The sequence below is a fragment of the Acidicapsa dinghuensis genome (assembly GCF_025685685.1).
In the GTDB taxonomy this organism is placed as follows: domain Bacteria; phylum Acidobacteriota; class Terriglobia; order Terriglobales; family Acidobacteriaceae; genus Acidicapsa; species Acidicapsa dinghuensis.
Map to the genome: position 1 here is coordinate 94,944 of NZ_JAGSYH010000009.1, position 24,348 is coordinate 119,291.

The following is a 24,348-nucleotide window of genomic DNA, read 5'->3' on the forward strand; positions in this document are numbered from 1 at the left end:
TATAACTGCGTCCACGTTCCCGCACAACCGATTCGCGTAAGGAGTGCTACTCATGCATAAGACCGCTTGCAGGGCTACCCTCGCTACCGTGCTGTCGCTTCTCCTCGTTTTTCCCCAGTCCTCGTGGTCCTGGGGTAACTCGGGTCATGAAGCCGTCGCCTACGTAGCATGGCAACTTCTCACCCCCCAAACCAAAGCCCGCGTCATCGCCCTGCTCAAACAGGTCCCCGCGCTCAAGGGCACCACCGGCACCATTGCCGGATACAACGAGTGGGTGCAGCAGCTCCCCGCAGGCACCACCGGCGATCTCGAAGATGAGTACCTCTTCATGCGCGCCGCCACCTGGCCGGACAGCATCAAGCACGAGGGCCTCCACGACTCCGATACCCCGCCCCACGGCGTCAGCCAGGACCCCGTCGTCGGATTCACCGACAAAGACAGCCACGGCTACTGGCACTTCGTCGATGCACCCTTTGCCTCCGACAGCGCCACTTATCCCACAGATACTCCCGCCCCCAACGCTGCCACACAAATCAGCGTGATGCGCCAGCACATCGCTTCAGACGACAGCGACGCCCTCAAGGCCTACGAAGTCATCTGGCTTGAGCACATGCTCGGCGACATTCACCAGCCCTTGCACGGCAGCAACCGCTTCAATGCCAGCGCCGGCGATGCCGGCGGCAATCTCGTCAAAATCAAGCTCTCGCCCGTACTCGAAAAGAAGTTCCAGTGCCCGCCCGAAGCACCCTCCAAAACCGCACCGCGCGAGCTCCACGCCTTCTGGGATCAGCTACCCGGCTCCTGCTCAGCCATCACCGCACTCGCACCCGCCGCGGCCTTCGGACAAGCCGTTCCCGCCGCGCCCGAGGACAAAGTCGCCGACACCGATCCCAATGATTGGGCTGCAGAATCCCTCGCCCTGGCCAAGTCCGACGCCTACAAGATCCCCATCGGTCCCGGCGTAAAACCTGCCGGCGGTACAGAATACGTCATAACCCAGGACTACTACGACCAGGCCTTCCTCGACGCGCAAACCCGTGTTGCCCTCGCCGGAGCACGCCTCGCCAAACTGCTCAACGAAAACCTGAAGTAGCCCCAAAACAAAAGCGGCCTTCGGATGAGGGCCGCTTGAGGATGCTTGAAAGCCTGTGATGACAGGTGAAAAAGGTAGGCCGGGGATTTATCCCCGGCACAAAACCAACGCCATCATCGGGCTCCAGCCCCTGAGGCGAGATTTCTGATCTTTATTAACAGTCAGCGCGTCCTCTGCAAGCCAGGCACATCATCCCCGAGCATCCGCCGCATACTCGCGCGCACTCACATTCACACCCACCGGATCGACCCCGCGCCACCAGCAGCTTCCCTGCTCCATAGCCTCCAGACGCACCATCTCGCCAAATCGCGGAGTGCAAACATCCACGCCCTCGCGCGCGGCTATCGCCTGTATCCGTTCCATCGGCTCCGTCCACGCATGCATCGCCAGATCAAACGTTCCGTTGTGAATCGGAATCAGCCAGCGCCCACGCAGATCCCGATGCGCCTTCACCGTCTCCTCCGGCTGCATGTGGATCACCGGCCAGCGCACGTTGTACGCGCCATTCTCAATCAGTGTCACGTCAAACGGTCCAAGTCGCTCGCCAATCTTCTCAAAACCACAGAAGTACCCCGAATCCGCCCCGTAGAAGATCTTGAAATCGCCATCCTCAATCGCCCACGCCGTCCAAAGCGTTTCGTTGCGATGAAAGAGATTCCGTCCTGAAAAATGCTGCGTAGGCGCAGACGTCAGCCGCAATCCGCCAATCTCCACCGGCTCCCACCAGTCGCGCTCCACAATCTTCGCGTCATCCACGCCCCAGCCCGCGATGATTGCTCCCACCCCACGCGGCACAATAAACCAATCAGCCTTGTCCCTCAGCTTCTTGATCGCCGCCTTATCCAGATGGTCATAGTGATCGTGCGAAATCACCACCGCCTTCAACTGCGGCAATTCGCTAATCGAAATCGGCGGCTGATGAAACCGCTTCGGTCCGGCAAACCTCACCGGAGAAGCCCGCTCTGCAAACACCGGGTCCGTCAGCCAGAATCCGCCGCGCAGCTTCATCAGCACCGTCGAGTGCCCCAGCCGCCAAAGCGCCCGGTCTGGAGCCGCCAAGAGTTCCTCGCGCGTCATCTTCACCACCGGAATAACCCCGCGCGGCCGCGTCCACGCCGGCTTATCAAAGGTGAACTTCCAGAACACTTTAGCCGTGCGCCAAAGCACTCCAGCCCTCTGCCGGAACCCCCTCACATCCCCATCCAACCGATCCGAATCCGCCACAGTCCTCCTAAGGCATCAACACTAAATTGGATGCGGCCCGCCAGACCCAGCTTCAGTTTTGTATCGCAAGCTGCCCGGAGGCGTTTATGCGAGACTCTATGTGGTCTCGATTCGTCCTGAGAAACAGAACTTGCGGAGGCGGTGGATGGTATCTCGGTGGCTCATGCAAGTTATGGCATATTCGCTCGGCACTGCCGCCGCGCTGCCCTTCCCCGCCTCATCCACGGCACAGCAGACGCAATCCGGAGAGGCCATGCAACAACAGTCCACGCCCAACGGGGATGGGAACATTCCCGTGATTCGATCCACCACCACACTGGTGTATCTGGATGTGACTGTGCTCGACAAAAAGGGACATCCGGTAGTGAAGGGACTTACTCAGGATGACTTCAGCATTACAGAAGACAAGAAGCCTGAACGCATCTTTTCGTTTGAAGAGCCCGAAGCTCACGATGGGAAGAGTGGAAAGGGTGAGGTTCCAAAAACGGTTCTCCTGCTGGACCTATTGAACACTCCATTTTCAGATTTTGCATATGTGCGTGATCAGGCCCAGCAATTCCTGCTGGATCAGCCGGATGAACTGAACAGCGAAACAGAGCTGATGGTGGTGGGCAACCAGACAACGGAGTTGCTGCAGGGTTTCACGCGCAGCCAGAAGGATCTGCTGTTTGCATTGGATCATTTACCCAGAATGTTGCCATCCAAGCTCGGACCCGATTGGAAATCGGATCGCATCCGGCAGTCTTATATCGCTTTGCAACAGATCTCAGTACAGAACAGAGGCCTGCCTGGCCGCAAAAATGTAATGTGGATTGGCAGCGGCAGTCCGAATTTGCCCGCAAACGAGATACCCGATCCGGACTACGACAAGGTACAGCAGTACCTGCATCGCATGGTCAACATGATGGTGGAGTCGCGCATCAGCCTTTTTCTTATCTATCCCAAGTTTCGGGTCGGATTTGCAAAGCTGGCCAGACAGGCCAGCAATTCGACTTTAGATGAGAATACCCCTAATCCGTTTTCTGGTAGCAGCTTCACCGAATTTGTATACGAAACTGGTGGCAAGGTCTTTGATCTGAATGACGTGAGCAGGGAAATCGACGACTCGGTACAGCTGGGATCGAAGTATTACACACTGACCTATCAGCCTCCGGACGACAAGATAGATGGAGGGTTCCGGCGTATTCAGGTGAAACTGCGAAATCCTGAGCTGCATGTGATGACCAAAGCAGGCTTCTTTGCGCGAAACCAGAAGGAAGCGGCGGAGTCAGACGATAAAACGTTGAACATGCTTACGGAGGCATCGCTAGCCGCCATTCCAATGAAGGCTCTGCAGGTGAGCCTGGCGCAAATAGTGCGGCATCCGGATGCGAAAACAGTGGAGATCACCGTTCAACTGGACGATAACAAGCTGGGTTGGGAAGCTGCGGAGCGTGGCCTGAGTAATACATTCGTCATCGTAACGGCAGTCAGCAGATCTGGATTCGGAGACGTACTCGCCTCAAAAGTCGGCAAGTATGAGCTGACTGCGACCTCGCAGGATGCATCCAGGCTCGCCAACGTTAAGCCCGAAATAAAATTCACATTGCGGCTGCCACGCAGTACGAAAAATGTGCGCGTAGCAATTGCAACCAGGGATGGCGAGAGAATCGGCGCATTGGATCTGAGCCGCAAAGACATTGACGCCGCGCCTGCAACTCTTACACCTGACCCGAGACTTCTGACTCCAAGGAACAGGGTGGCACAAGAAGCAAACTAGGACGGAGCTATTCGCACAAGGAACCCTTTCGATACGAAAGGCTCGTTCTAATCACCGTCCACGCTCTCTCCACAGTTCCTGTTGACATCCGACCCAAGAACTGTCAAACTCCTGTCGTATGCCGACCCAAAGTGACGACTCCGATCGCATCGCCCTCCTGCAAGGCACCCTCGACCTGCTCATCCTCAAAACGCTCCTCTTCGGCGCAGTCCACGGACAGGGCATCGCCCGCTCCATTCAGCACCAAAGCGAAGAAACATTCCTCGTCGACCACGGCTCACTCTACCTGGCCCTGCAGCGCCTCGAAGACCAGAAGCTAATCAGCGCCAAATGGGGCGTCTCAGAAAACAACCGCAAAGCCCGCTTCTATACCCTCACTGCAAAAGGCCGCAAAGAACTCGACACAAAAACAAGCCAATGGAACCGCCTGACCCGCGCCATGGGCCTCATCCTCTCCCCGCAATCCGAAGAGTCGTAGCTCAACACTTACATCTGTCACTCATCACCAACCACTGCCACCGAGGCCGCCATGTTCCACCGCAAGCAGCGCAGCGCCGAAGACTTCGCCGAAGAAATTCGCAGCCACCTTGCCATCGAAGCCGACCAACTCGCTTCAGAGGGCACAAGCCAACAGGAGGCCGCACGCCGCGCCCGCGTCGCTTTCGGCAACAAAGCGGCAGCTCAGGAACGTTTCCGTTTGCGGGGCCGCATCGTCTGGTTTGAAAACCTTCGCCAGGACTTGCGCTTTGCGGCGCGCACCATGTTCCGCAATCCCGGCTTCACTGTCCTCGCTATCCTCACACTCGCACTGGGTATCGCCGTCAGCACCACGGCCTTCACCTGGATCGACGCCGTCCTGCTCCAGCCGCTGAGCGGCGTCGCCGACCCATCCCGCCTCGTCACTCTCGAGTCCATCGCTCCCGACGGCAGCCAGATCCCCAACTCCTACCCCGACTACATCGATTTCCGCGACCGCCTCAAGCTTCTCTCGGGCGTAGCCGTCACCCGACCCAACGCCTTCACCGTCACCCAGTCCGCAAACGACGGCCGCGCGGAACGCGTTTGGGGAGAGCTGGTCTCCGGCAACTTCTTCGCCGTCCTTGGCGTCCAGCCCCAACTCGGCCGCGTCTTCACCCCCGCCGAATACGCCGACACTCCCAACGCCTTCCCTCTCGTCGTCATCAGTGACCGTTTCTGGCGCTCCCACTTCCACGCCGACCCCGCCGCCATCGGCCAGACCCTCCGCGTGAACCAGCACCCGCTTACCATCATTGGCGTCGCCCCGCCCGCATTTCACGGATCCATGCCCGTAACCGCCTACGACCTCTGGATCCCGTACATGCAGCAACCCATCCTCAACGGTGTGCAAGAGTGGATGCTCCGCGATCGCCATAATCGCAACATGCTCGGCATCGTCCGCCTGGCCCCCGGCGTGACCCTGCCACGGGCGCGCGCCGAGCTCGATTCCCTCGCCCGCTACATGGCCGTCGCCAACGCCGACGTCAGCGAAGGCATGACCGCGACCCTACTGCCCCTCTGGCAATCGCCCCATGGCCCGCAGGGCCTGCTCGTCGGTCCGTTGCGCATCCTCATGGCGGTAAGCCTCCTGGTTCTGCTTATCGTCTGCGCTAATGTCGCCAACCTGCTCCTCGCCCGTGCCACGGCTCGCGAAAAGGAGTTCACCGCCCGCCTCGCCCTCGGCGCAGGCCGCTTCCGGCTCGTCCGCCAGCTCCTCACCGAGTCGCTCCTCCTCGCAGCGCTCGGCTCCGCACTCGGCCTCGCCGCCACACCTCTGCTCGCTCACGGCCTCAAGCTCCTCATGCCACCCAGCGAGCTTTCTTCGCTTCTTTCCCTCAATACTCAGCTCAACGGCCGCATCCTGGCCTTCACCCTCGGTCTCTGCTGCCTCGCCGCACTCGCCGCAGGCCTTGCCCCCGCCCTGCAAGTCAGCCGCATGAACCTGAGCGCCAAACTTAACGACGGCGGCCGCAGCGGCTCAGCAGGCCGCGCTCATCACCGCCTCCGCTCCACTCTCGTCTGCTCGGAGGTCGCACTCGCTCTCGTCGCTCTCGCTGGCGCAGGCCTCTTCTCGGAGAGCTTCCGCCAAACGCTCCACATTGATCCCGGCTTCTCACCTGACCACGTGCTCCTCAGCCGCTTCTATCTCAACACCGCCGGATACAGCCTCCAGCAGCGCAAAGAGTTCTGCCGCCGCCTCGAAACCGCCATGCTCTCCGCCCCTGGCGTCACCAACGTCGCGTACTCCGACGGCGTCCCTCTCGGCTTCGAGCCCTCCTGGTGGGAAGAGCTGGATATCCAGGGCTACGCCCGCACCCGCGGCGAAAACATGAACATTTTCCGCAACGTCATCTCCCCCGGCTACCTCGACCTCATGCACATCCCCATCGTCGCCGGGCGCAACTTCACCGCTGCCGACACCGAACAGACCCAGCCCGTCATGATCGTCAGCCAAGCCTTCGTCCATCGCTTCTTTGCCAACCGCAACCCGCTCGGTGCACAAGTCCATGGCTGGGGAAAATGGTTCCGCATCGTCGGCGTCGCGCAAGACTCGAAGTACCACTACCTCAACGAGCCAGCCACCCCTTACTTCTACGTCGACTTCCGCCAGCTCTACCGCGAAGACGAATCGCTCGCCTTCTATGTCAGGACGAAAGGTGATCCCGATACCGCCCTAGCCGTCCTCCGCGCCCAAACCCACGCCATCGACCCCAACGTCAACGTCTTCGACTCTGTCCCGCTCGCCGAATTCATCGGTGCATCTCTCTATCCGCAGCGCGTCGCCGCCAGCCTCATGACCGTCCTCGGCAGCATTGCCGTCCTGCTCGCCGCCGTCGGCCTCTACGGAGTCATGGCCTTTTCCGTCGCCCAGCGCACGCAAGAGATCGGCGTCCGCATGGCCCTCGGCGCCGAGCCCCGTCACGTCCAGCGCATGATCCTTCGCCAATCCCTCGCGCTCACTCTCTTTGGCCTCGCCGCCGGCCTCCTGCTGACTTTGGCCCTGACTCAAACTGTCTCTTCCATCACCGTCACCAACAGCGCCCAGGGCGCCAGCACCCCTCTCCTGGCAAACTCTGCTAATCCCGCTGGCTCCACTCGATTTTTGGCCGCGCTCTTCAACCCAACGCACCTCGCCATCTACACACTCTCCGCCATCTTCCTCTGCGGAATCACCTGCATCGCCGCCTGGCTCCCTGCTCGCCGGGCCAGCCACATCGACCCCATGGAGGCCCTCCGCTGCGACTAACGCGTATCAACTAACTTTCAGCTTTTAGCTTGCTAACTGTTAGCCCTCAACCGCGAATTGATCTCTGTCCCCTGCTCTCTGATCTCTTATTCCGAGGTCCCCATGCCTTTCCGCAATCCGTTCCGTCGCAAACGCCGCAGCGCCGAAGACTTCACCGAAGAAATCCGCACTCATCTCGCGCTTGAAACAGATGAGCTGGAGTCCTCTGGCCTACCCAGCAAAGAAGCCAGACGCCGCGCCCGCGCCACCTTCGGCAGCATTCCCGCAGCACGAGAGCAATTCCATCTCCGCAGCCGCATCGCATGGATCGAACATCTCCGCCAGGACCTTCGCTATGCTTTGCGCGCCCTGTGGCGAAGTCCGGGTTTCACCTTCACGGTCGGTCTTACACTCGCTCTTGGCATGGGTATGACGACCGCCATCTTCACCGCCGTCGACACGCTGATGTTGCAGCCATTGCCATTTCCGCGCGCCCACCAGCTGACTTTCATCGCAGCCGACTTCCGCGGCACGGCGATGAACTCCTTATTCGCACCGGATTTCGCTGCCATGCAGACCGGTGGCGTCCACTCCTTCGCGCGGATCGGCGGCTTCGTTGCAACAGCAGACGCCAACCTGACTGACGGCAAAATCCCGCTGCGCGTAACCAGCATGGGCATAACCGCAAGCCTTCTGGATACGCTCCAGGTTCATCCACAGCTCGGCCGCAATATCGCAAAGGAAGAAGACGTTTTAGGTGGTGGCCACGTCGTGCTGATCAGTGACCGGCTCTGGCGCAATCGCTTCGGAGCCGACGTCAGCATCATCGGTAAATCGATCGTTCTCAATGGCGAGCATCACACCGTCATTGGCGTGCTGCCTCGCGGCTTCGTCTTTCCAGACCCCTCCATCGAACCGGACATCTACACACCCGCGGCACTCCCTACAAACACAAATTTTGACGGCAGACCAGAGCCCGGCGTAATGGCTATCGCTAGGCTGCGCAACGGAGTAGCCATTCGGCAGGCCGACGCAGAGGTAAAGACACTCTTCGAATCAAGAAAACACATGTACCCGCCTGGCTGGGCCACCTCATCCAGCGGATATGTTGTCCGCGTGGAATCGCTCCAGCAGTACGTCACCGGCGACTACAGCAAATCGCTTCTGCTGCTCATGGCCTGCGTGGCTTGTGTCCTCATGGTTGCCTGCGCCAACGTGGCAAACCTGCAGTTCGCGCGCGCCGCTGCCAGAGCCCACGAAATCGCCGTTCGCGAAGCGCTCGGCGCCACGCGAGGTCGGCTTATCCGGCAGTTTCTCATTGAAAGCCTCCTGTTATCCCTCGCGGCATCGCTTGCAAGCCTCGTTCTTGTCCAGCTCTCCTTGTCGATGCTGCGTGGATCGGCTCTTTTGCCTTTCTCTTCCAGCGGCATCACGGCGCTTGCTTCATTCTTCGGCAAATCTGGCAACGCGATCCACCTGGACAGCTCAATCCTGCTATTCGCCATCGCGCTTGCAATAGGCACAACGGTGCTCTTTGCCATTGTTCCCGCAATCAATGCAACAGGATCACGTTCATTTCGAGGTCTGCAGTCGAATACAGACAAAATAACGGCTGGACATTCTCATCGCCGATTGAGACACGTCCTTCTCGTACTTGAGGTCTCAGCCTCGATAGCACTTCTCTCGTGCGCCGGGCTTCTCATTCGTAGCTTTGTCAATGTGATGAGCTATGAATCTGGATTCGATCCCAGCAACACCGTGACCGCCGCGCTCTCGCTCGATGGCAGCTCGTATCAATCGCCGTCTGCAGTAAGAAGATTCGCAGCAGATCTCCTTCCACGTCTGCAGGCATTGCCCGGAACAGAAACAGCCACGCTTACCAGCTCGCTCCCCCTCGATAACACGTTTAAAACGCGTTTCTCTCTGGATGATGATCCCAATCCACCGTTTGATCCCTGGCATCTCGTCACTTTCATAGCTGTATCACCGGACTACTTTCGCACTTTGAAGACACCTGTCATCCAAGGAAGAAGCTTTCGCACCGATGATACGGCGACTGCGCCGCGTGTACTGATCGTGAATCGCAAACTCGCATCACGGTTCTTTGGTGGAAACGCTTTGGGGAAACGAATGTACATGCGCTATATCGAAACCGACACCCCACAATTCATTCCGGCAACAATCGTTGGTGTAGCTGAAGATGTACCCCACAATGGCCTACTGCAGCCGGTTGAACCGGAGGTTTATCTGCCACTCACGCAGGAGCCTTTGCACGCGTTGCAGATAGCAGTTCGGTCTAAAGAAGCTCCAGCAGCGCTTGCACCGGGTATCGTCCATGCCGTCGCCGATGCAGATCGGGAAGTCCCAATTTTCAGCGTGCAGACGATGGATGACAACGTTGCTGCCGAGGTAGCAAAGCGAAAGGCAATCATGGCCTTGATGTCAGCCTTTGCGGTGCTCGCGGTTGTGATGTCTGCGGTCGGCGTCGCTGGTGTGTTTGCCTACCTGGTTTCGCAGCGTACTCGCGAGATGGGCATTCGTCTCGCGCTTGGAGCCTCTCGTGTAAACCTCGTCCGTTTGGTAATAAGTGAAGCCTCCATAATCATTAATCTTGGCGGTCTTCTCGGTTTGTTCATCGCTTTGTTCGCAGACCGGCTCGTAGCTTCGATGCTTGTTGGAATTGGCCAACATGATCCAGCCATCATGGCGGGCGCCTTGATTCTGATGACGGCTGTTGCCCTCTGTGCCGCGTTACTGCCAGCAATACGCGCATCCAGAACCGATGTGCTGTCGGTTCTGCGCAATGAATGACCAAATCATGCAAGGAACGACTTGCCTACACGAATTCCGAAGTTATAGATCACTACGAAGAATCGCAGCAGGAAATCGGAGTTGACCATGTTTCGCAACCGACGCAGAAGCAAAGAGGACTTCGCTGAAGAGATCCGCACCCACCTCGCCCTGGAGGCAGATGAACTGGCGTCCTCCGGCCTATCCAGCAGAGAAGCCAGCCGTCGCGCCCGCGCCACCTTCGGCAGCATTCCTGCAGCACGAGAGCAATTCCATCTCCGCAGCCGCATCGCATGGATCGAGCATCTTAGCCAGGACCTTCGCTATGCCTTGCGCGCCCTGATCCAGAGCCCAGCCTTCACCAGTACCGCGATTCTCACGCTCGCGCTCGGCATGGGAGCCAACATCGCCATCTTCTCGCTCATCGATGCGGTCCTGCTGCGCTCCCTGCCTGTCCAGCAGCCCGACCAGCTCTACTTCCTTAAATACGCTGGAGCGAAAGGCATCGGCCTCGCGCCGCCATACCCCTGCTTCGAACGCCTTCATGCGCAATCCAAATCTTTCACCAGCATGGCAGCTTTTGCTGGCGGCCCTTACGAGCTCAAGGTTCGTATCGGTGGCAGTCTCGAACGAGCCTTCGGAACGCGCGTATCCGGCGACTATTTCACCACTCTCGATCTCCAACCCGTCGCCGGTCGACTGCTCACACCCGCGGACCAGCAACTCGCTCCCGCAACCGCCGTTATCAGTTACGACTACTGGCAGCGCCGATTCGGCCTCAACCCCGCAGCTATTGGCTCAAACTTCACTCTCGATAACACCCGCTTCACCATCGTCGGCGTCGCCCCACGCAGCTTCCATGGACTCTTCCCCGGCCACCAGGCCGACTTCACACTGCCCATGACCACCATGCTGCTAGGCCCACACGACGGTGCAGGCATGCTCGCCGATACCGGCTCTCCATGGTTCGACATCGTCGCTCGCCTGAAACCCGGCACATCGCCCCAACAGGCCCGTGCCGAGGCCGACACCATCTTCCAGTCCTACATGCAGCAGTATCCAATGCCGCCCGACCTTCGCCGCGACGTCTTCAACCACATGGTCCTCGTCCCCGCCTCTCGCGGAATCGATGACCTGCGCAAGCAATATTCACGGCCGCTCCTCGCGCTTATGTTCGTCGTCGCGCTCGTGCTCCTGATCGCCTGCGCAAACATCACGAATCTCCTGCTCGCCCGCGCCGTCCGCCGTCAGCGAGAATTCGCCGTCCGCGTCGCTCTCGGAGCGGGCCGCAGCCGTCTCGTCCGACAGCTTCTCGCCGAAAATACTCTTCTCTTCACCCTCGGAGCACTCGCAGGCGCCTGTCTCGCAGCCTTTGCCATCCATGCAATCGATCACTTCTTCTCGTCAGGCTCGCAGCCCATCACACTCGACGTACACATGGATTGGCGACTCGCAGCCTTCACCGCCGCCATCGCGCTCCTCGCCACACTCCTCTTCGGAGCGGCACCTATCCTCCGCGCACTTCGTACAGACCCCAACTCAGCACTCAAATCAGGCGCGCAAACTACCACTTCGAATCACAAATTTAGCGGTATCGACCTGGGGCGCGCACTCATCGTCCTTCAGATCGCTCTATCGCTCATCCTTCTCGTCGGCGCGTCCCTCTTCCTCCGTACCCTCAACAACCTCTACGCCATCGACGCCGGATTCCAGCCCGAGCACGTCCTGCTCTCGACCATTCAACTCCTTGAGTCTTCCTACCCCGGCGAAACGCAGCGCATCTCCGCCTGGAGCCGCATCCTCGATCGCATCCGCAGCATCCCCGGGGTCGAATCAGCAGGCGTATCGGAGATGACCCCGCTAGACGGCAGCGGACGTCACGTCGGCTTCCAGCCAAACGGTGGCGCAGCCGGCGGCCTCAACATGAACACCGTCAGCGAAGACTACTTTGCCACCACTGGCACACGTCTCATCCGTGGCCACTCCTTCACCCAGAGTGACAATCTCGCATCGCCGCACGTCGCCATCCTGAACCAAAGCGCAGTGAAGGAGTTCTTTCCCGATCGCGATCCCCTCGGCGTCACTGTCCATGTCAACGACGACGCCACCTATCAGATCGTCGGCGTCGTGCAGGACGTGAAAGAACGCGGACTTCGCCAGGATGCCGGCTCATTCATCTATCTCCCCTTCCGTCAGCCCTACGACCGCAACTTCCGCATGACCCTCTCGGTTCGTACTGCCCTCAACCCGGAAGCCCTCGCGCCCACGATCCAGAAGCTCATCCAATCCTCAGGTCCCGACATCCTCATCACCCGCACCGAGACCCTCACCGAGCAGCTCGACTCAAGCGTCGCACAGCAACGCCTCATCTCCGCTCTGGCCTCCATCTTCGGCCTGCTGGCTCTCGTTCTCTCCGCCATCGGACTCTACGGCGTACTAGCCTGCTCTGTCTTAGCGCGCACCCGCGAAATCGGCATCCGTCTCGCCCTCGGTGAACTACCCAGCCGCATCCTGCGCGGCTTTCTTACCGAAACCTCGCGCCTGATCATTCTCGGATCGGCCATCGGCATCCCCGCCTCGCTCTTGCTCGCGCGAGCAGCAAACAGCCTCCTCTACGGCGTCACTTCAAATAACTTCGCAACCCAGATCCTTTGCCTCGCAATTCTCGCGGCAGTTGCCTTGGGAGCCAGTCTTCTTCCCGCCCATCGAGCCAGCCGGATCAACCCGATGGAAGCCCTGCGCATGGAATAAAACATCGAGAACTGCTCCAATCTTCATCGTCTGCGACGGATTTACCCGAATTCTTGATTACATAGGTTCAAAGTGATCAGCTTTCATTGACAGCCTCAGGCTTCACATTCTATTTATCAACAAGATAGATATGCGTCGTCTCGTCAGATCAGACGGCAAGCCTCGCGGCGTCCGACAGACCGTTGAGGCTCACACTTAACGCCACGGCACGTCTGTACCACGCAAAGGGATCTTTCAAGACCCCTCCTGACTGCCAAGTCGTTGCACGGTCTTTCCTCCCGATGGAGCCTGAATCAAGGCACCTGCACGGTTACAGGAGAAGGAACCGGCTAGAAATCGTCACCTGAACCCGCATCCTCTCTCAAAGGGATGAGTTTTTAACTTTGAGAATACGTTTTCTAAACGTATGCGCTCGATTCACGGATCGGAACGAACATACACAAAGATTCGACCCGATCGACCCTTCGCAAGCGGCAACCGTCCCGTTTCAACCGGCTTACCTTTGGAGGATTCAGCCATGCAATCCATCAGGCCAACCTGGCGCGTCATTCTTTGCATTCTTGGCCTTTTCGCATTCTGCGCAACCAGCAGTCTCTACGCGCAGGTCGATCAGGGATCTATCAGCGGCACCGTTGCCGACAACTCAGGCGGCGTCATTCCTGGTGCCACCGTCACCATCTCTAGCGACGCCACCGGACTCACCTTCACTCGCACCACAAACGGAAACGGCTTCTACACCTTCACCCCCATTAAGATCGGCACCTACACCGTTTCTGTTACCGCTCCCAACTTTGAGAAGTTCGTCCAGCAAAACGTCCACGTCGACGTCAGCCAGTCCGTCGGACTCAACATCGCTCTCAAGCCCGGAGCAGTCACGGAAACCGTCACCGTCACTGCCGCTCCCGAACTGCAAACTCAGGAAGCCTCCACAGGCCAGGTCTTCGATACTCAGACCATCGACCAGACCCCGCTGAACGGCCGCAACTACGTCTTCATCGCGCAACTCACCACCGGCGTAGCCGCTCCCAATCAGGGATTCTCGCAAGTCTCAGGCGCGGGTGATTTCACCTCCAACGGTGGCCGCGTCTCGCAGAATAACTTCATCCTCGACGGTGTCGACAACAATTCCAACATGCAAGACTTCCTCAACGGCGCCACCTACGCCGTGCGCCCTCCGCCTGACGCTCTGGCCGAATTCAAGGTCGAGAGCAGCGACTACAGCGCCGAGCTTGGCCGCTCCACCGGAGCCGCCATCAACGCCTCCATCAAGTCCGGCAGCAACCAGTTCCACGGCTCCCTGTGGGAGTATCTGCAAAACGATCGCATGGACGCGGCGGACTACTTCGACAGAAGCGGCAAAACCGCCTATCACCAGAACCAATTCGGTGGAACCTTCGGTGGACCAATCCTGCGTGACAAAATCTTCTTCTTCGCAGACGCGCAGGCCACTCTGATCTCATCCTTCCAACCTGAACAGCCAAACAACACGGTCCCCACCGCTCTTGAGCGCACCGGCGACTTCACCGAGATGCTCAACCCCGCCAACACCGCAGGTAACGGCTCCATCGCTCTCTATCAGCCCGGCGGAACACCCACCGTCACCGCTGGCGGCTCGCAGGTTCCCGGAGCGCCACCACCATATCTCACCTGCAACGGCGTACAAAACGTCATCTGCTCACCCAATCCCATCGCTGCAAAGATCCTGAGCCTCTTCCCCATGCCCAATCAGGGTGCGACTGGCCAGGTCTTCAACAACTACACCATTCCTGCCGCGGCAGTCACCAACAACACCACCCAGTATGACGCCCGGCTCGATTACAACTTCTCGTCAAAAGATCAGCTCTTCGGCCGCTACAGCTACTCCAACAACCCCAGAAACTACGCCCCTCCGCTAGGCATTCTGGACGGCGGCGGTTTTGGCACCACCGGCCAGGACAGTGACTACGGCAAGAGCGCAGTAATCAGCGAAACCCACTTCTTCTCGCCGACCCTTTCCAATGAATTCCGCGTCGGTTTCAACTGGCTTTCCGCAGGCTACCTCCAAGTCAACAATGGAACCGACATCGCCGCGCAGTATGGCCTTGGCGGCATCCCCTTCGGCCCCGCGCTCGGCGGCTTCCCCGCCATCAGCTTTGGCGGATACATCAATGGCATCGGCGTTCCCTCCTACATGCCGTCGTATGAAAAACAGAACGTTCTCCAGATCATCGACAACGTCAATAAAGTCTGGGGCAATCACTCCGTCAAGTTCGGCGTCGACTTCCAGCACGTGCGCTTCTACGGTCTTCAGCCTCCCGATGGCATCGGAAGCCAGAGCTTCAGCGGCACCTACACCGGCGATCCCAGCCAGCCCACCATCGTCACCGGCTCCGGCGTCGCCGACTTCCTGCTCGACGACATGAACAGCTCCAGCCTCAACACCGTCACACCCGTCACCAATCTGCGTTGGTATTCGGCTGCCTACGCACAAGATGATTGGAAAATAACGCCACGCCTCACCGTAAATCTCGGCCTCCGCTGGGAATACACTCAGCCCTTCAGCGCTCTCAATGATGCACAGGCAAACTTCACCGGCACCTACGTAAATAACAATCAGGGCACGGGAACCTATCTCATTCCTCAATCGCAAAAGAGCTTCCCGGTTTCTCCATCCTTGCTGCAGTATCTGGCTGCCGATAACATCGCCATTCAATACAGCTCTAACCATTACCTCGTGAACACGTACAAGGCGAACTTCGCTCCACGGCTCGGCATAGCCTATGCGCTCACGCCCAGGTCTGTCGTTCGCGCCGGAGGAGGTCTTTTCTACGGCGGTCAGGAGAACGTGGGTCTAGGCCTGAACCTCGGCAACAACGCGCCCTTCTTCGTCACCGCTGGTTTCATCCCCACACCCAATGTCTGCCAGAACGTGCTCGGCACCGTAACCTGCCCCACCAACGGCCAGACTCTCGAAACCGGCTTCGGCGCAGCAGCCACCAGCGCTTCAGCTCTCGCCGACGCAGCGGGAGTAGGCACCATCTACGCCAACAACCAGGTCGCCAAGACGGCGGTAACCGCAGCCTACAACCTCAGCTATCAACGCGAGCTCACCAACTCGCTCTCGTTTACCATCAGCTATCAGGGCAACCAGAGCAAGCATCTCCGCGCAAGCTACGCAGCCAATACCTATCTCGGAGCCTTTCCACACGGTGGCGACGGACAGGACCTGCAACCCTTCCACGACTTCTACATCGTCAACGTCGCAAACGAGGGCGTCAGCGAATACAACTCGCTTCAAGCCAAGTTGGACAAGAGGTTTACGAATGGCCTCGGCTTCCTCGCCGGCTACACCTGGGGTCACTGCCTCGACGACGCCTTCGGCCCCATTGGCCAAAGTCAGGACGGCGGATATCGTAACCCCGGCTTCCTCGGCTTCCGCTATGACTACGGCGCCTGCACACAGGATGTCCGCAGCCGCTTCACCTTCTCACCTCAGTATCAGCTCCCCTTCGGCAGAGGCCGCCACTTCCTCAATCATGGTGGAGTAGTCGATCAGGTCGCCGGCGGATGGACCACCAGCTTCATCTTCCAGGCACAAACCGGCAATCCCGTGTTCCTGACTTCCACCAACCAGGGCGAGAGCTATCCAGTTCGCATCTTCGATCCCTACGGAACCGGAGGTACAGCCGACCCAGCCACACAGCCGCAATTCAACTGCGCCGCGAAAACACGCACTCTGGGCCAGTGGTTCAATCCCTGCGCCTTCAAAAACCCACCGCAGGCCGCACCTCAAACCAGCGCCGCCAACAACTGGATCGATGAAACCGTCGCCGGAACCATCCCCTTCGGCCCGGCAGGCCGCGAATCCATCGTAGGCCCCGGCTTCTACAAGCTTGATGCCTCGCTCTTCAAGACCTTCCCCATCGCATTCCACGAGTCGTCGGTGCAACTCCGCGCCGATGCCTTCAATCTCCTCAATCACCCAAGCTACGGCAATCCAGGCAGCGGTCTCTCAGGCGCAAACAGCCAGGCCATCAACTCCACCCGCTTCAGCGGCATCATTCCAGACGCCCGCGTCCTCCAGGTAGCAGCGCGCCTGACCTTCTAAACGATCCACACACACAAAAGCCGCTCCGCGACCATCCTTCGCGGAGCGGCTTTTTCTTTGCCCTACAACCTACTTCCAGATCCACAAGATTTCCTTCGTTGGCAGCCGGGTGCCCACCCTTCATTTTCAGCCCCTCAAGCTACCACAACTCTCGGAGTGCCCCATCCTTTCTACGTTCTTTGTAGAAAGGGTGGGAACCACCACTGTCCGCAGCGCATAAGCCATATTCGTGCGCAGCACGAACCCACTACAATCCGTAACATGCCCACAGGTCTAGTTCGATACCAACAATCGGGAGGCTTCCATTTCCTCACCTTCAGTTGTTATCGCCGCCGGCCCTACCTGAAAGAGTCTGCGGCCATGGATCTCTTTGAAGACGCGCTGGAACGCACCCGCCTCCGCTATCTCTTTGTCGTCGCCGGCTATGTCGTTATGCCTGAGCATGTGCATCTGCTGATCAACGAACCCCGGTACGCGCTCCTATTCGGTGCCAATCGCACCGTAATGCCTATGCCTCTTGCGCAACCACGGGAAATGAGGGAAATTCAGATGCTGGAAGTGAAAAAGATCGCTGAAGACCTGTACATCGCAATTGCGACCCCTCCCGAAGTGGACGAAGAGTGGTTCACTCCGAAGGCACTGAGCGCACACCAGCTAATCAAGGAGCTTAGCAACAGGGGAGCGCACTCGACCGACATCGGCGATGCTATGTATCAACAGGATCCTGCATGGCTTGAGAAGGCTCAGGGACCGTACGAGTGACCAGAACTAGCGGCTAAGAGGGCGTTGGCTCAGATCCGAGATACTGAGATTCTGGTGCCCCAGCTTTCGCTTTTGAGACTTGGGTTACGATGCTCCCATGGCCAATAAGCTAAACCAATATCAGCAGACAGGCGACTTCCATTTCATCACCTTCAGTTGCTACCGGAATAAAGCGCACCTCTGGCACCTCAGTAGTGAAATAAACATAAGACCTAGGCCAATTCCTCCGGGACCCTTTTGAGGTCAGAAAATGAACGGACTGAGATTTGATGACATCGAGCGGATGGTGCCCGTTTCCATAGGATTCGGTATTGGTTATTTGGGGTTTGTCAGCAGCCTCGATGACATTGAAGTTTGGTTTCAGCTCACGGATTTTCAAGGGATTCTCGCCACTCTTGAAAAAGGACTCGCTTCCAATGTTCATGAGGGGCGGCTATTTTATCGGTTCGATAATCGGGGTGGAGATGACGGATCGGAACGAGCCGCTTTTCTGGTCCGCGAACACTTCGACGGAATTGAGATAACTCTCGTCAGCGGATTGGAAGAGAGCGACGACCTATCAGGTCTGGAAATGGGTGGCATGTCGGTGTGCATTTCCAAATCCGATGCGAGGACGCTGATGAATGACTTCTCAAGGTTGTTGAATTCCTCTCTCGACCCAGCCGACCGCCCGACACCTGGCCCATATCTAAACTCAAACCACTGAGGGTGCCCCAGGTCTTAACGAGACCTCGGTTATGACGCTCCCCTGGTGAGTAGGTTGAAGACCTGAAAGTGTTGCGATTCCTTTTACTGCGAACGCAACCGCTGTCTATAATTCGCGCGTGCTGTAAACGATTTCTCGTGCCGGAGATTGCATGCCGACAACCCCTCGTTCCATCCGCCTTGGAGCCATTCTTCTCTTCTCCATACTGGCGATAGGCTCTCTTCCCGTTTGGTCGCAAGCCGGTGGAGATGCTGCAATTCCTCTGCCTCCGATGGGCTGGTCTTCCTGGAACAGCTTCTCCAACCGCATCGATTCAAAGATCGCCATGCAACAGGCGCAGGCGCTCATCAGCACAGGCATGGCCAAGCAGGGCTTTCAATTCGTAAACATCGATGAAGGCTGGTGGCTGGGCACGCGGGACTCGGAAGGCAACATCGTCGTCGAACCAACGCGATGGCCCGCCATCGCCCCCGGCGAGCACGCTGGCGATATGAGCAACATCGTTCGCTACATCCACGGGCTCGGATTGAAGGCCGGCATCTATACCGACGCCGGTAATGACGGCTGCAGCTTCTACGGCCCCGACCTCGGCCCCAAGATGCCCCATACCGGCAGCGAAGGCCATTACGAACAGGACTTTCTCCAGTTCGCAAAGTGGGGCTTCGATTACGTCAAGGTCGATTGGTGCGGCGGCAACGGCGAAAACCTCGACCCCGCGCTGCAGTACGCCGAAGTAGCGCGCGCCATTCACCGCGCCGAGGTCATCACCGGACACAAGCTCTACTACTCCATCTGCAACTGGGGAAAAGACAGCCCCTGGACATGGGCGCCCGGCATCGGCGGAGTGCAAGCCGATATCTGGCGAACCAGCGGAGATATCGTCGCCCCCATCGTCGCGGACTCCCCAAACAGCAGCCGCCGCGCGACATTGGAAGAGGTCCTGGGCAACTTCGACAAAGGCATTCATCCCGAAGCGCAGCACACCGGCTACTACAACGATCCGGACATGATGGTTCTCGGCATGCCGGGGCTTGGCGATGTTGAGAACCGGCTGCACATGACGCTATGGGCTATATCCGGCGCTCCGTTACTGGTAGGAGCCGACCTCACCAAACTCTCACCCGGCGCGCAGGCCGACCTCACCAACTCCGAAGTCATCGCCATCGATCAGGACCCGCTTGGGCTCCAGGCGGTTTGCGTTTCTCCTCCCGATGCCAAAGTGGAAGTGTGGGTTAAGAAGCTCGCGAACACAGATCGCGGCAAACGCGCTGTTCTTCTCCTGAATCGTTCCGCAACAGAACAGCACGCGCACGTATCGTTGAGCGAACTATCGCTCGCTGCCGGCGATGCTCAGGTTCGAGATGTGTGGACCCATCGCAATCTCGACAGGCAAAGCCTAGACCAGGCCGTAGTCCCCGCACACGACGCGCTTCTGTTCATCGTTGAGGGCCGCGAACCCGAAGGGGCAGGCTACGCTCCCGCAGCAACAGCCAACGATGCCCCCGACAACCGCTTCGCCGGAAGCGCCTGGAATTTCTCTGGAGTAAAAGCTGCTGATGGACGAGCCTGGATCACTCTCAACTACTCAAATCCTGGTGACACGACAGAGCTGATGGAGCTGCGAGTCAACGGTATCCGGCAAAGCGCGATAGCCCTTCCCGCATCCAATGCCTCGCAAAATACCGTGACTCTCGAAGTCAATCTCGAAGCAGGAAACCATCCCAACCAGATCACCCTGCTCGGACAAACCGGAGGCAAGGCATCTCCCACCGCAATCAAGGTAATCGCCATCTCTGGTAGCCAGAAATAGCGTCTACTCGTAGCCGCCACCTACCCCGGTAGATGGCGCTCCAAACCTCGCCTCACTCCCACTTTCCCAAGCGCCACCGCGTGTGGAACATACCACAACAGGGTATAAATATATTTGACACACCATGATTGTTTCGATAGTATTAGTTCATGGCAAAGACAGAAAAAGTTCCGCAAAGCTTGCTTGAGGCGACTCGATACTTCGCCGATCCCGACGTGTGTGTAGACTTCGTGGCTGCGATGCGTTGGCCGGATGGTGTGGAATGCCCACACTGCGGGAGCAAGCGCGTTTCGTATCTCTCTTCGCGCCGTATCTGGAAGTGCATGGCAAAAGAGTGCCATAAGCAATTCAGCGTCAAGACTCAATCTGTCTTTGAAGACTCGCCGATCTCTCTCGATAAGTGGCTTACCGCCGTGTGGCTGGTCGTCAATTGCAAGAATGGCATTAGCTCTTACGAAATCGCACGCGACTTGAAAGTCACTCAGAAATCAGCGTGGTTTATGCTGCATCGTATTCGTCTTGCGCTGAAGACTCAGAACTGGAGCAAGATGGGTTCCGGTGGTGGTCCCGTGGAAGTAGATGAAGCATTCATCGGGGGATCGCCTAAGAACTGGCATCTCGCAAAGCGTGCCAAGCGTGCGCGATTCAGCGAAGACAAGCCAGCGGATCATAAGACTGCCGTGGTCGGATTGCTTGACCGTGACACTCGCCAGGTACGCGCCAAAGTCATTCCCAACGTGAAGCGTGAAGTCTTGCAGGATGCCATTCTTCAGAACGTTGTAGGGACCGGCAAGGTCTACACCGATGGTTGGAAAGCCTACAGCAATCTCCCTGCGCTCGAATTCGTGCATGAGACTGTAGACCACCTGAACGAGTATGTACGCGGTGAAGTACACACCAACGGAATTGAGAATTTCTGGTCATTGCTCAAGCGCGGATTGAAAGGCACCTATGTTGCCGTCGAGCCATTTCACCTTGAGCGTTACGTCGATGAGCAGGTTTTCCGGTTCAATAATCGCGCCACTAAATACGCGCCGATGACCGATTCAGATCGTTTCATTCTTGCCTTATCGCAGATCGCGGGAAAGCGGTTAACCTACGCGGAACTGACCGGCAAGGTGGGAGAAACGGCGGTATAACTCATTCTGGAAACCACGCCAGCAAAGGGGCAAACGCAAATGACCAAGGAAGAGATTCAGAGCGTGATGTTGCAAGCGAGACTGGAAGCTGGCCTCACACAACAGGATATGGCGAACATGATGGCGACGAAGCAATCTACGATTGCGCGTATGGAATCAGGCCGGTATCCGGTGCGTTTGCTTACGCTGATGAAGTGGGCGGAAGTGACGGGCAAGCGATTAGAAATCAGGCTCGTTTAGAGCGCGGTTTCTTGCCCGTCTTCTCTGCATCAATCCGCTGTACCATTTCCTTTTTCGACACCTTGAGTATCGTCTTCAAAGCATCCCTGAAACGGGCGAATTCGGGATTGTTTGGCGGAGTCTTCATGGAACCTATGATAGCTCCTCGCTGTCCTCGGCGCTGAGAACCATTGGATCTATTCCAGTTGCCTCTATGTACCTCTTCCTAAACTCCTGATAAGCAGGATCATTCTCAAGGAATTCAACGAGTCGCTTGCGTTGCAAATTGACAAATGCTTCAAGCGCGAAGAGGTTGGCAAGGCGTTCGTGCGCCTCTTCTGGGCTTAACAGGTTCTGTCTTTGTAATTTCAAAAACTCACCCACTTCGCCCCTTAACACGGAACCGAACGTCAGCAAATCAAGCATCCGCATGTGCTGCGCGGGTGGCTCACAACGCAAATATCCAACGTCATTTCGGGTTCCAATAATTCTCAAAGCTTCGCTGCGTACTTGGGTTTCCCCCTCTACGGAGAATTCTCCGGCCAATAAGTCCGCCATTTGGAGCGCTGCAACTTCCTCGTCTTTCCCTGGGGTACATGTTCCAGCATGACGCATGTAGTCGCGAAGGAAGGGTTCTTCCTTATTCGCGTTGAAGTTCTCGATGTTGAATCGAAGGGCAGAGTGCTCGTCGAAGATGAAGTCTACCTTCTCGCCATCGGGTTGTGGCTCCATCCACTGAAAGGTCATCTTCGTTGCGGTAATAAACCCCCAATCATATGCTTTAGCCGCACCCCGCGCATATTTTCGGGAGGCTTTGTCGATGTCGCCCAGCGCATGAGGAACAATCGCGCAGAGTCCTTGCAAGTCAAAGTTGCTAATCACGGCAGCTAGATCAAGCATCTTTTGATCGGCTTGCTCTCGATTAAATTTCCAGAATTGACCGCTCAGGCTCTGGCATTCGTAGTGTTTGAAAAATTCGATTCTCGGATGTTGATGAAGACAGTCATCCCATGCGTCCTCAATCTTTAACCACTCATCAACATGACCGACGAAGCCGCCCATGATCAGGGCCCTGTTTCGCCTTCGGTCATTTCCGCTCTCGTCGAAGAATGCTCTAAACACGGACACTAGCCTTTGCAGGCGCCGAGAGCGCGACATACCGCATAGATGGGGAACGATACGAATAATTGGTAAATGCAATTGCTTTCATCGCTTTCCTCAGCATGCAATACATCGACTTGGTGCGTCAAATATATTAATGCCCACAACAGGTATAAATTCCCCGCGACCTTCCGGTGCATGCACAAACACCCGTAATTCCACGCAAAAATATCGCAAGCAAATCCACTGACTTACAGAAAACTTCGCTTGACATAGCCCGTCCGCCGGCATCCACCTGCGCCAGAATGTTCCACGAGGAACATTCCTTCGCCGCAGCAGAAAATTGCTCCACGTAGAACACTCCAATTGCTCTACGTGGAACACTCCTCAATCAGAATCAGTTCCGCAAAATGTTCCACGTGGAACATTCTGGCGTCTTCGCGTCCAGACAAAATTGCTCCACGTGGAGCAATTGCAATCAGCTCCATCCAACACACACTACGGCTTGCACTGAATTAACGAAAGAGTGCGCATAATGGAAGCGGGCATCGCCTCACTTCGAGGCCCAGGCCAGACCATCCGAAACCGGGCCAGTTGAAAGCAGCCGCGTTTCGCGGAAAGTCGCCATATCAATCTCCGCGACCTTGCCCGGCTTATCGCAGGAGACATAAGCAACCATGCCGTCTGGCCTGACCAGCGTTTCCTGCGGATGTGTGCCCTGGCCAAGATCGATGTTGCGCGCAACCGTCATCGTCTTCAGATCAATCACGGCCACTGCATCCGAATCCATCATCGGCACCAGCAGAAACTTGCCGTCGGGAGTCGTCGCCGTGCCATAACCCGCGCTCTTCATCGGGATACGCTTGGCAATCTTATCCGTTGCCGCATCGATGACGACAAGATCAGGCTTCACCTGGTCAGAAGTGAAAACCCACTTGCCATCACGCGAGACCGAGATGCGCTGCACGTTTTTTGATACGGGAATTACGGTCTTCAACTTGCGCGCCTTCAGATCCAGCACCGAAACCGTGCCCGGTCCAACGTTGGCAGTGTAGCCCCAGAGTCCATCGGGCGAGATCGCCAGCATGTGGCTCTGCTCCTGCCCTGTCGGCACTGTGCCCACAATCTTGAGCGTTTTCGGATCGATGATGCTGACGGTTTTATCCAGCTCAGTTGTTACATAAAGCATTCCGTCGCGCGGATTCATCACCGGGCAATGCGGCCTTATGCCGCGGCCAAAGTCCAGGTGGCCCACGATTTTGTGCGACGCAATATCGATCGCCACCAGCACGGAACCATCGGTACCGGGCTTGCCCACACCCGAGTTGCCGTAGATCGGTACAAACGCGGTCTTGCCATCAAGCGAAGCAGTTACTTCATGGCCAGTGATACCGCCCTCCGGCACGGAAGCAAGTTCCCTGCCCGACGCGGCATCCACAATGCCGAGTGCCTGCGCACCTTTTTCCGCCACCAGCAGATAACCATCCGACGCTGCAAACGCCGATCCCGAAGACGCCACGAGCGCCAAGGCAAGCCCACCAACCCAAATCCGCTTCATTCCAACTCTCCTATTTACCGACGCCCCAACTATATCGCACTGCTCGTGTAGCCTTCTGCTCGACCGTCGATGAGTGAAGTCAACTATGATGTGTGTTCGGAAATG

General features: G+C 57.6%; 15 protein-coding genes. 12 read left to right on the top strand and 3 right to left on the bottom strand.

Annotated elements, in window-relative coordinates:
• The first annotated feature begins 52 nt into the window (after positions 1-52).
• Entirely contained in the window at positions 53-1,093 is a 1,041-nt protein-coding gene (locus tag OHL22_RS22540) for a S1/P1 nuclease (RefSeq protein ID WP_263342055.1), read from the top strand.
• A 189-nt stretch (positions 1,094-1,282) separates the two neighbouring features.
• Here the strand turns inward: OHL22_RS22540 and OHL22_RS22545 are convergent, their stop codons facing one another.
• The gene (locus OHL22_RS22545) at positions 1,283-2,317 is read right to left on the bottom strand and encodes an MBL fold metallo-hydrolase (RefSeq protein WP_263342056.1); all 1,035 of its coding nucleotides are present in this window, start codon (positions 2,315-2,317) and stop codon (positions 1,283-1,285) included.
• A 172-nt stretch (positions 2,318-2,489) separates the two neighbouring features.
• Between OHL22_RS22545 and OHL22_RS22550 the strand changes: the two genes are divergently transcribed.
• The 11 genes from OHL22_RS22550 to OHL22_RS22600 all read left to right on the top strand — a co-directional run bounded on the left by OHL22_RS22550 (position 2,490) and on the right by OHL22_RS22600 (position 21,605).
• Positions 2,490-4,076, top strand: coding sequence for a VWA domain-containing protein (locus tag OHL22_RS22550; RefSeq protein ID WP_263342057.1), 1,587 nt, complete (start codon positions 2,490-2,492; stop codon positions 4,074-4,076).
• Positions 4,077-4,194: 118 nt separating this feature from the next.
• Positions 4,195-4,554 (top strand): PadR family transcriptional regulator, encoded by a 360-nt coding sequence (locus OHL22_RS22555; RefSeq protein WP_263342058.1) that lies wholly within the window; start codon positions 4,195-4,197, stop codon positions 4,552-4,554.
• A gap of 51 nt (positions 4,555-4,605) precedes the next feature.
• Complete coding sequence (locus OHL22_RS22560; RefSeq protein WP_263342059.1) at positions 4,606-7,341, top strand: ABC transporter permease; 2,736 nt, start codon at positions 4,606-4,608, stop codon at positions 7,339-7,341.
• Between the two features lie 102 nt (positions 7,342-7,443).
• Positions 7,444-10,131 carry an ABC transporter permease gene (locus tag OHL22_RS22565; protein ID WP_263342060.1) on the top strand — a complete coding sequence of 896 codons (2,688 nt, stop codon included), beginning with the start codon at positions 7,444-7,446 and terminating at the stop codon, positions 10,129-10,131.
• An 87-nt stretch (positions 10,132-10,218) separates the two neighbouring features.
• Positions 10,219-12,861: an ABC transporter permease gene (locus tag OHL22_RS22570; protein WP_263342061.1), complete on the top strand. Its 2,643-nt coding sequence runs from the start codon at positions 10,219-10,221 to the stop codon at positions 12,859-12,861.
• Positions 12,862-13,378: 517 nt separating this feature from the next.
• Positions 13,379-16,948: a TonB-dependent receptor gene (locus tag OHL22_RS22575; protein ID WP_263342062.1), complete on the top strand. Its 3,570-nt coding sequence runs from the start codon at positions 13,379-13,381 to the stop codon at positions 16,946-16,948.
• Between the two features lie 360 nt (positions 16,949-17,308).
• Positions 17,309-17,710: a hypothetical protein gene (locus OHL22_RS22580; RefSeq protein WP_263342063.1), complete on the top strand. Its 402-nt coding sequence runs from the start codon at positions 17,309-17,311 to the stop codon at positions 17,708-17,710.
• Positions 17,711-17,960: 250 nt separating this feature from the next.
• On the top strand, positions 17,961-18,416 hold the full coding sequence (locus OHL22_RS22585; protein WP_263342064.1) for a hypothetical protein: 456 nt from the start codon (positions 17,961-17,963) through the stop codon (positions 18,414-18,416).
• Between the two features lie 151 nt (positions 18,417-18,567).
• Positions 18,568-20,226: an alpha-galactosidase gene (locus tag OHL22_RS22590; protein ID WP_263342065.1), complete on the top strand. Its 1,659-nt coding sequence runs from the start codon at positions 18,568-18,570 to the stop codon at positions 20,224-20,226.
• Between the two features lie 149 nt (positions 20,227-20,375).
• Complete coding sequence (locus tag OHL22_RS22595) at positions 20,376-21,365, top strand: IS1595 family transposase (protein WP_263342066.1); 990 nt, start codon at positions 20,376-20,378, stop codon at positions 21,363-21,365.
• Between the two features lie 39 nt (positions 21,366-21,404).
• The gene (locus tag OHL22_RS22600) at positions 21,405-21,605 is read left to right on the top strand and encodes a helix-turn-helix transcriptional regulator (protein ID WP_263342067.1); all 201 of its coding nucleotides are present in this window, start codon (positions 21,405-21,407) and stop codon (positions 21,603-21,605) included.
• Between the two features lie 132 nt (positions 21,606-21,737).
• On the opposite strand, the gene OHL22_RS22605 is transcribed toward OHL22_RS22600, so the two are convergent.
• Together OHL22_RS22605 and OHL22_RS22610 are read right to left on the bottom strand one after the other, a co-directional pair.
• Positions 21,738-22,742: a DUF3800 domain-containing protein gene (locus OHL22_RS22605; protein ID WP_263342163.1), complete on the bottom strand. Its 1,005-nt coding sequence runs from the start codon at positions 22,740-22,742 to the stop codon at positions 21,738-21,740.
• Positions 22,743-23,238: 496 nt separating this feature from the next.
• Positions 23,239-24,243, bottom strand: coding sequence for a YncE family protein (locus OHL22_RS22610; RefSeq protein ID WP_263342068.1), 1,005 nt, complete (start codon positions 24,241-24,243; stop codon positions 23,239-23,241).
• Positions 24,244-24,348: the final 105 nt, after the last annotated feature.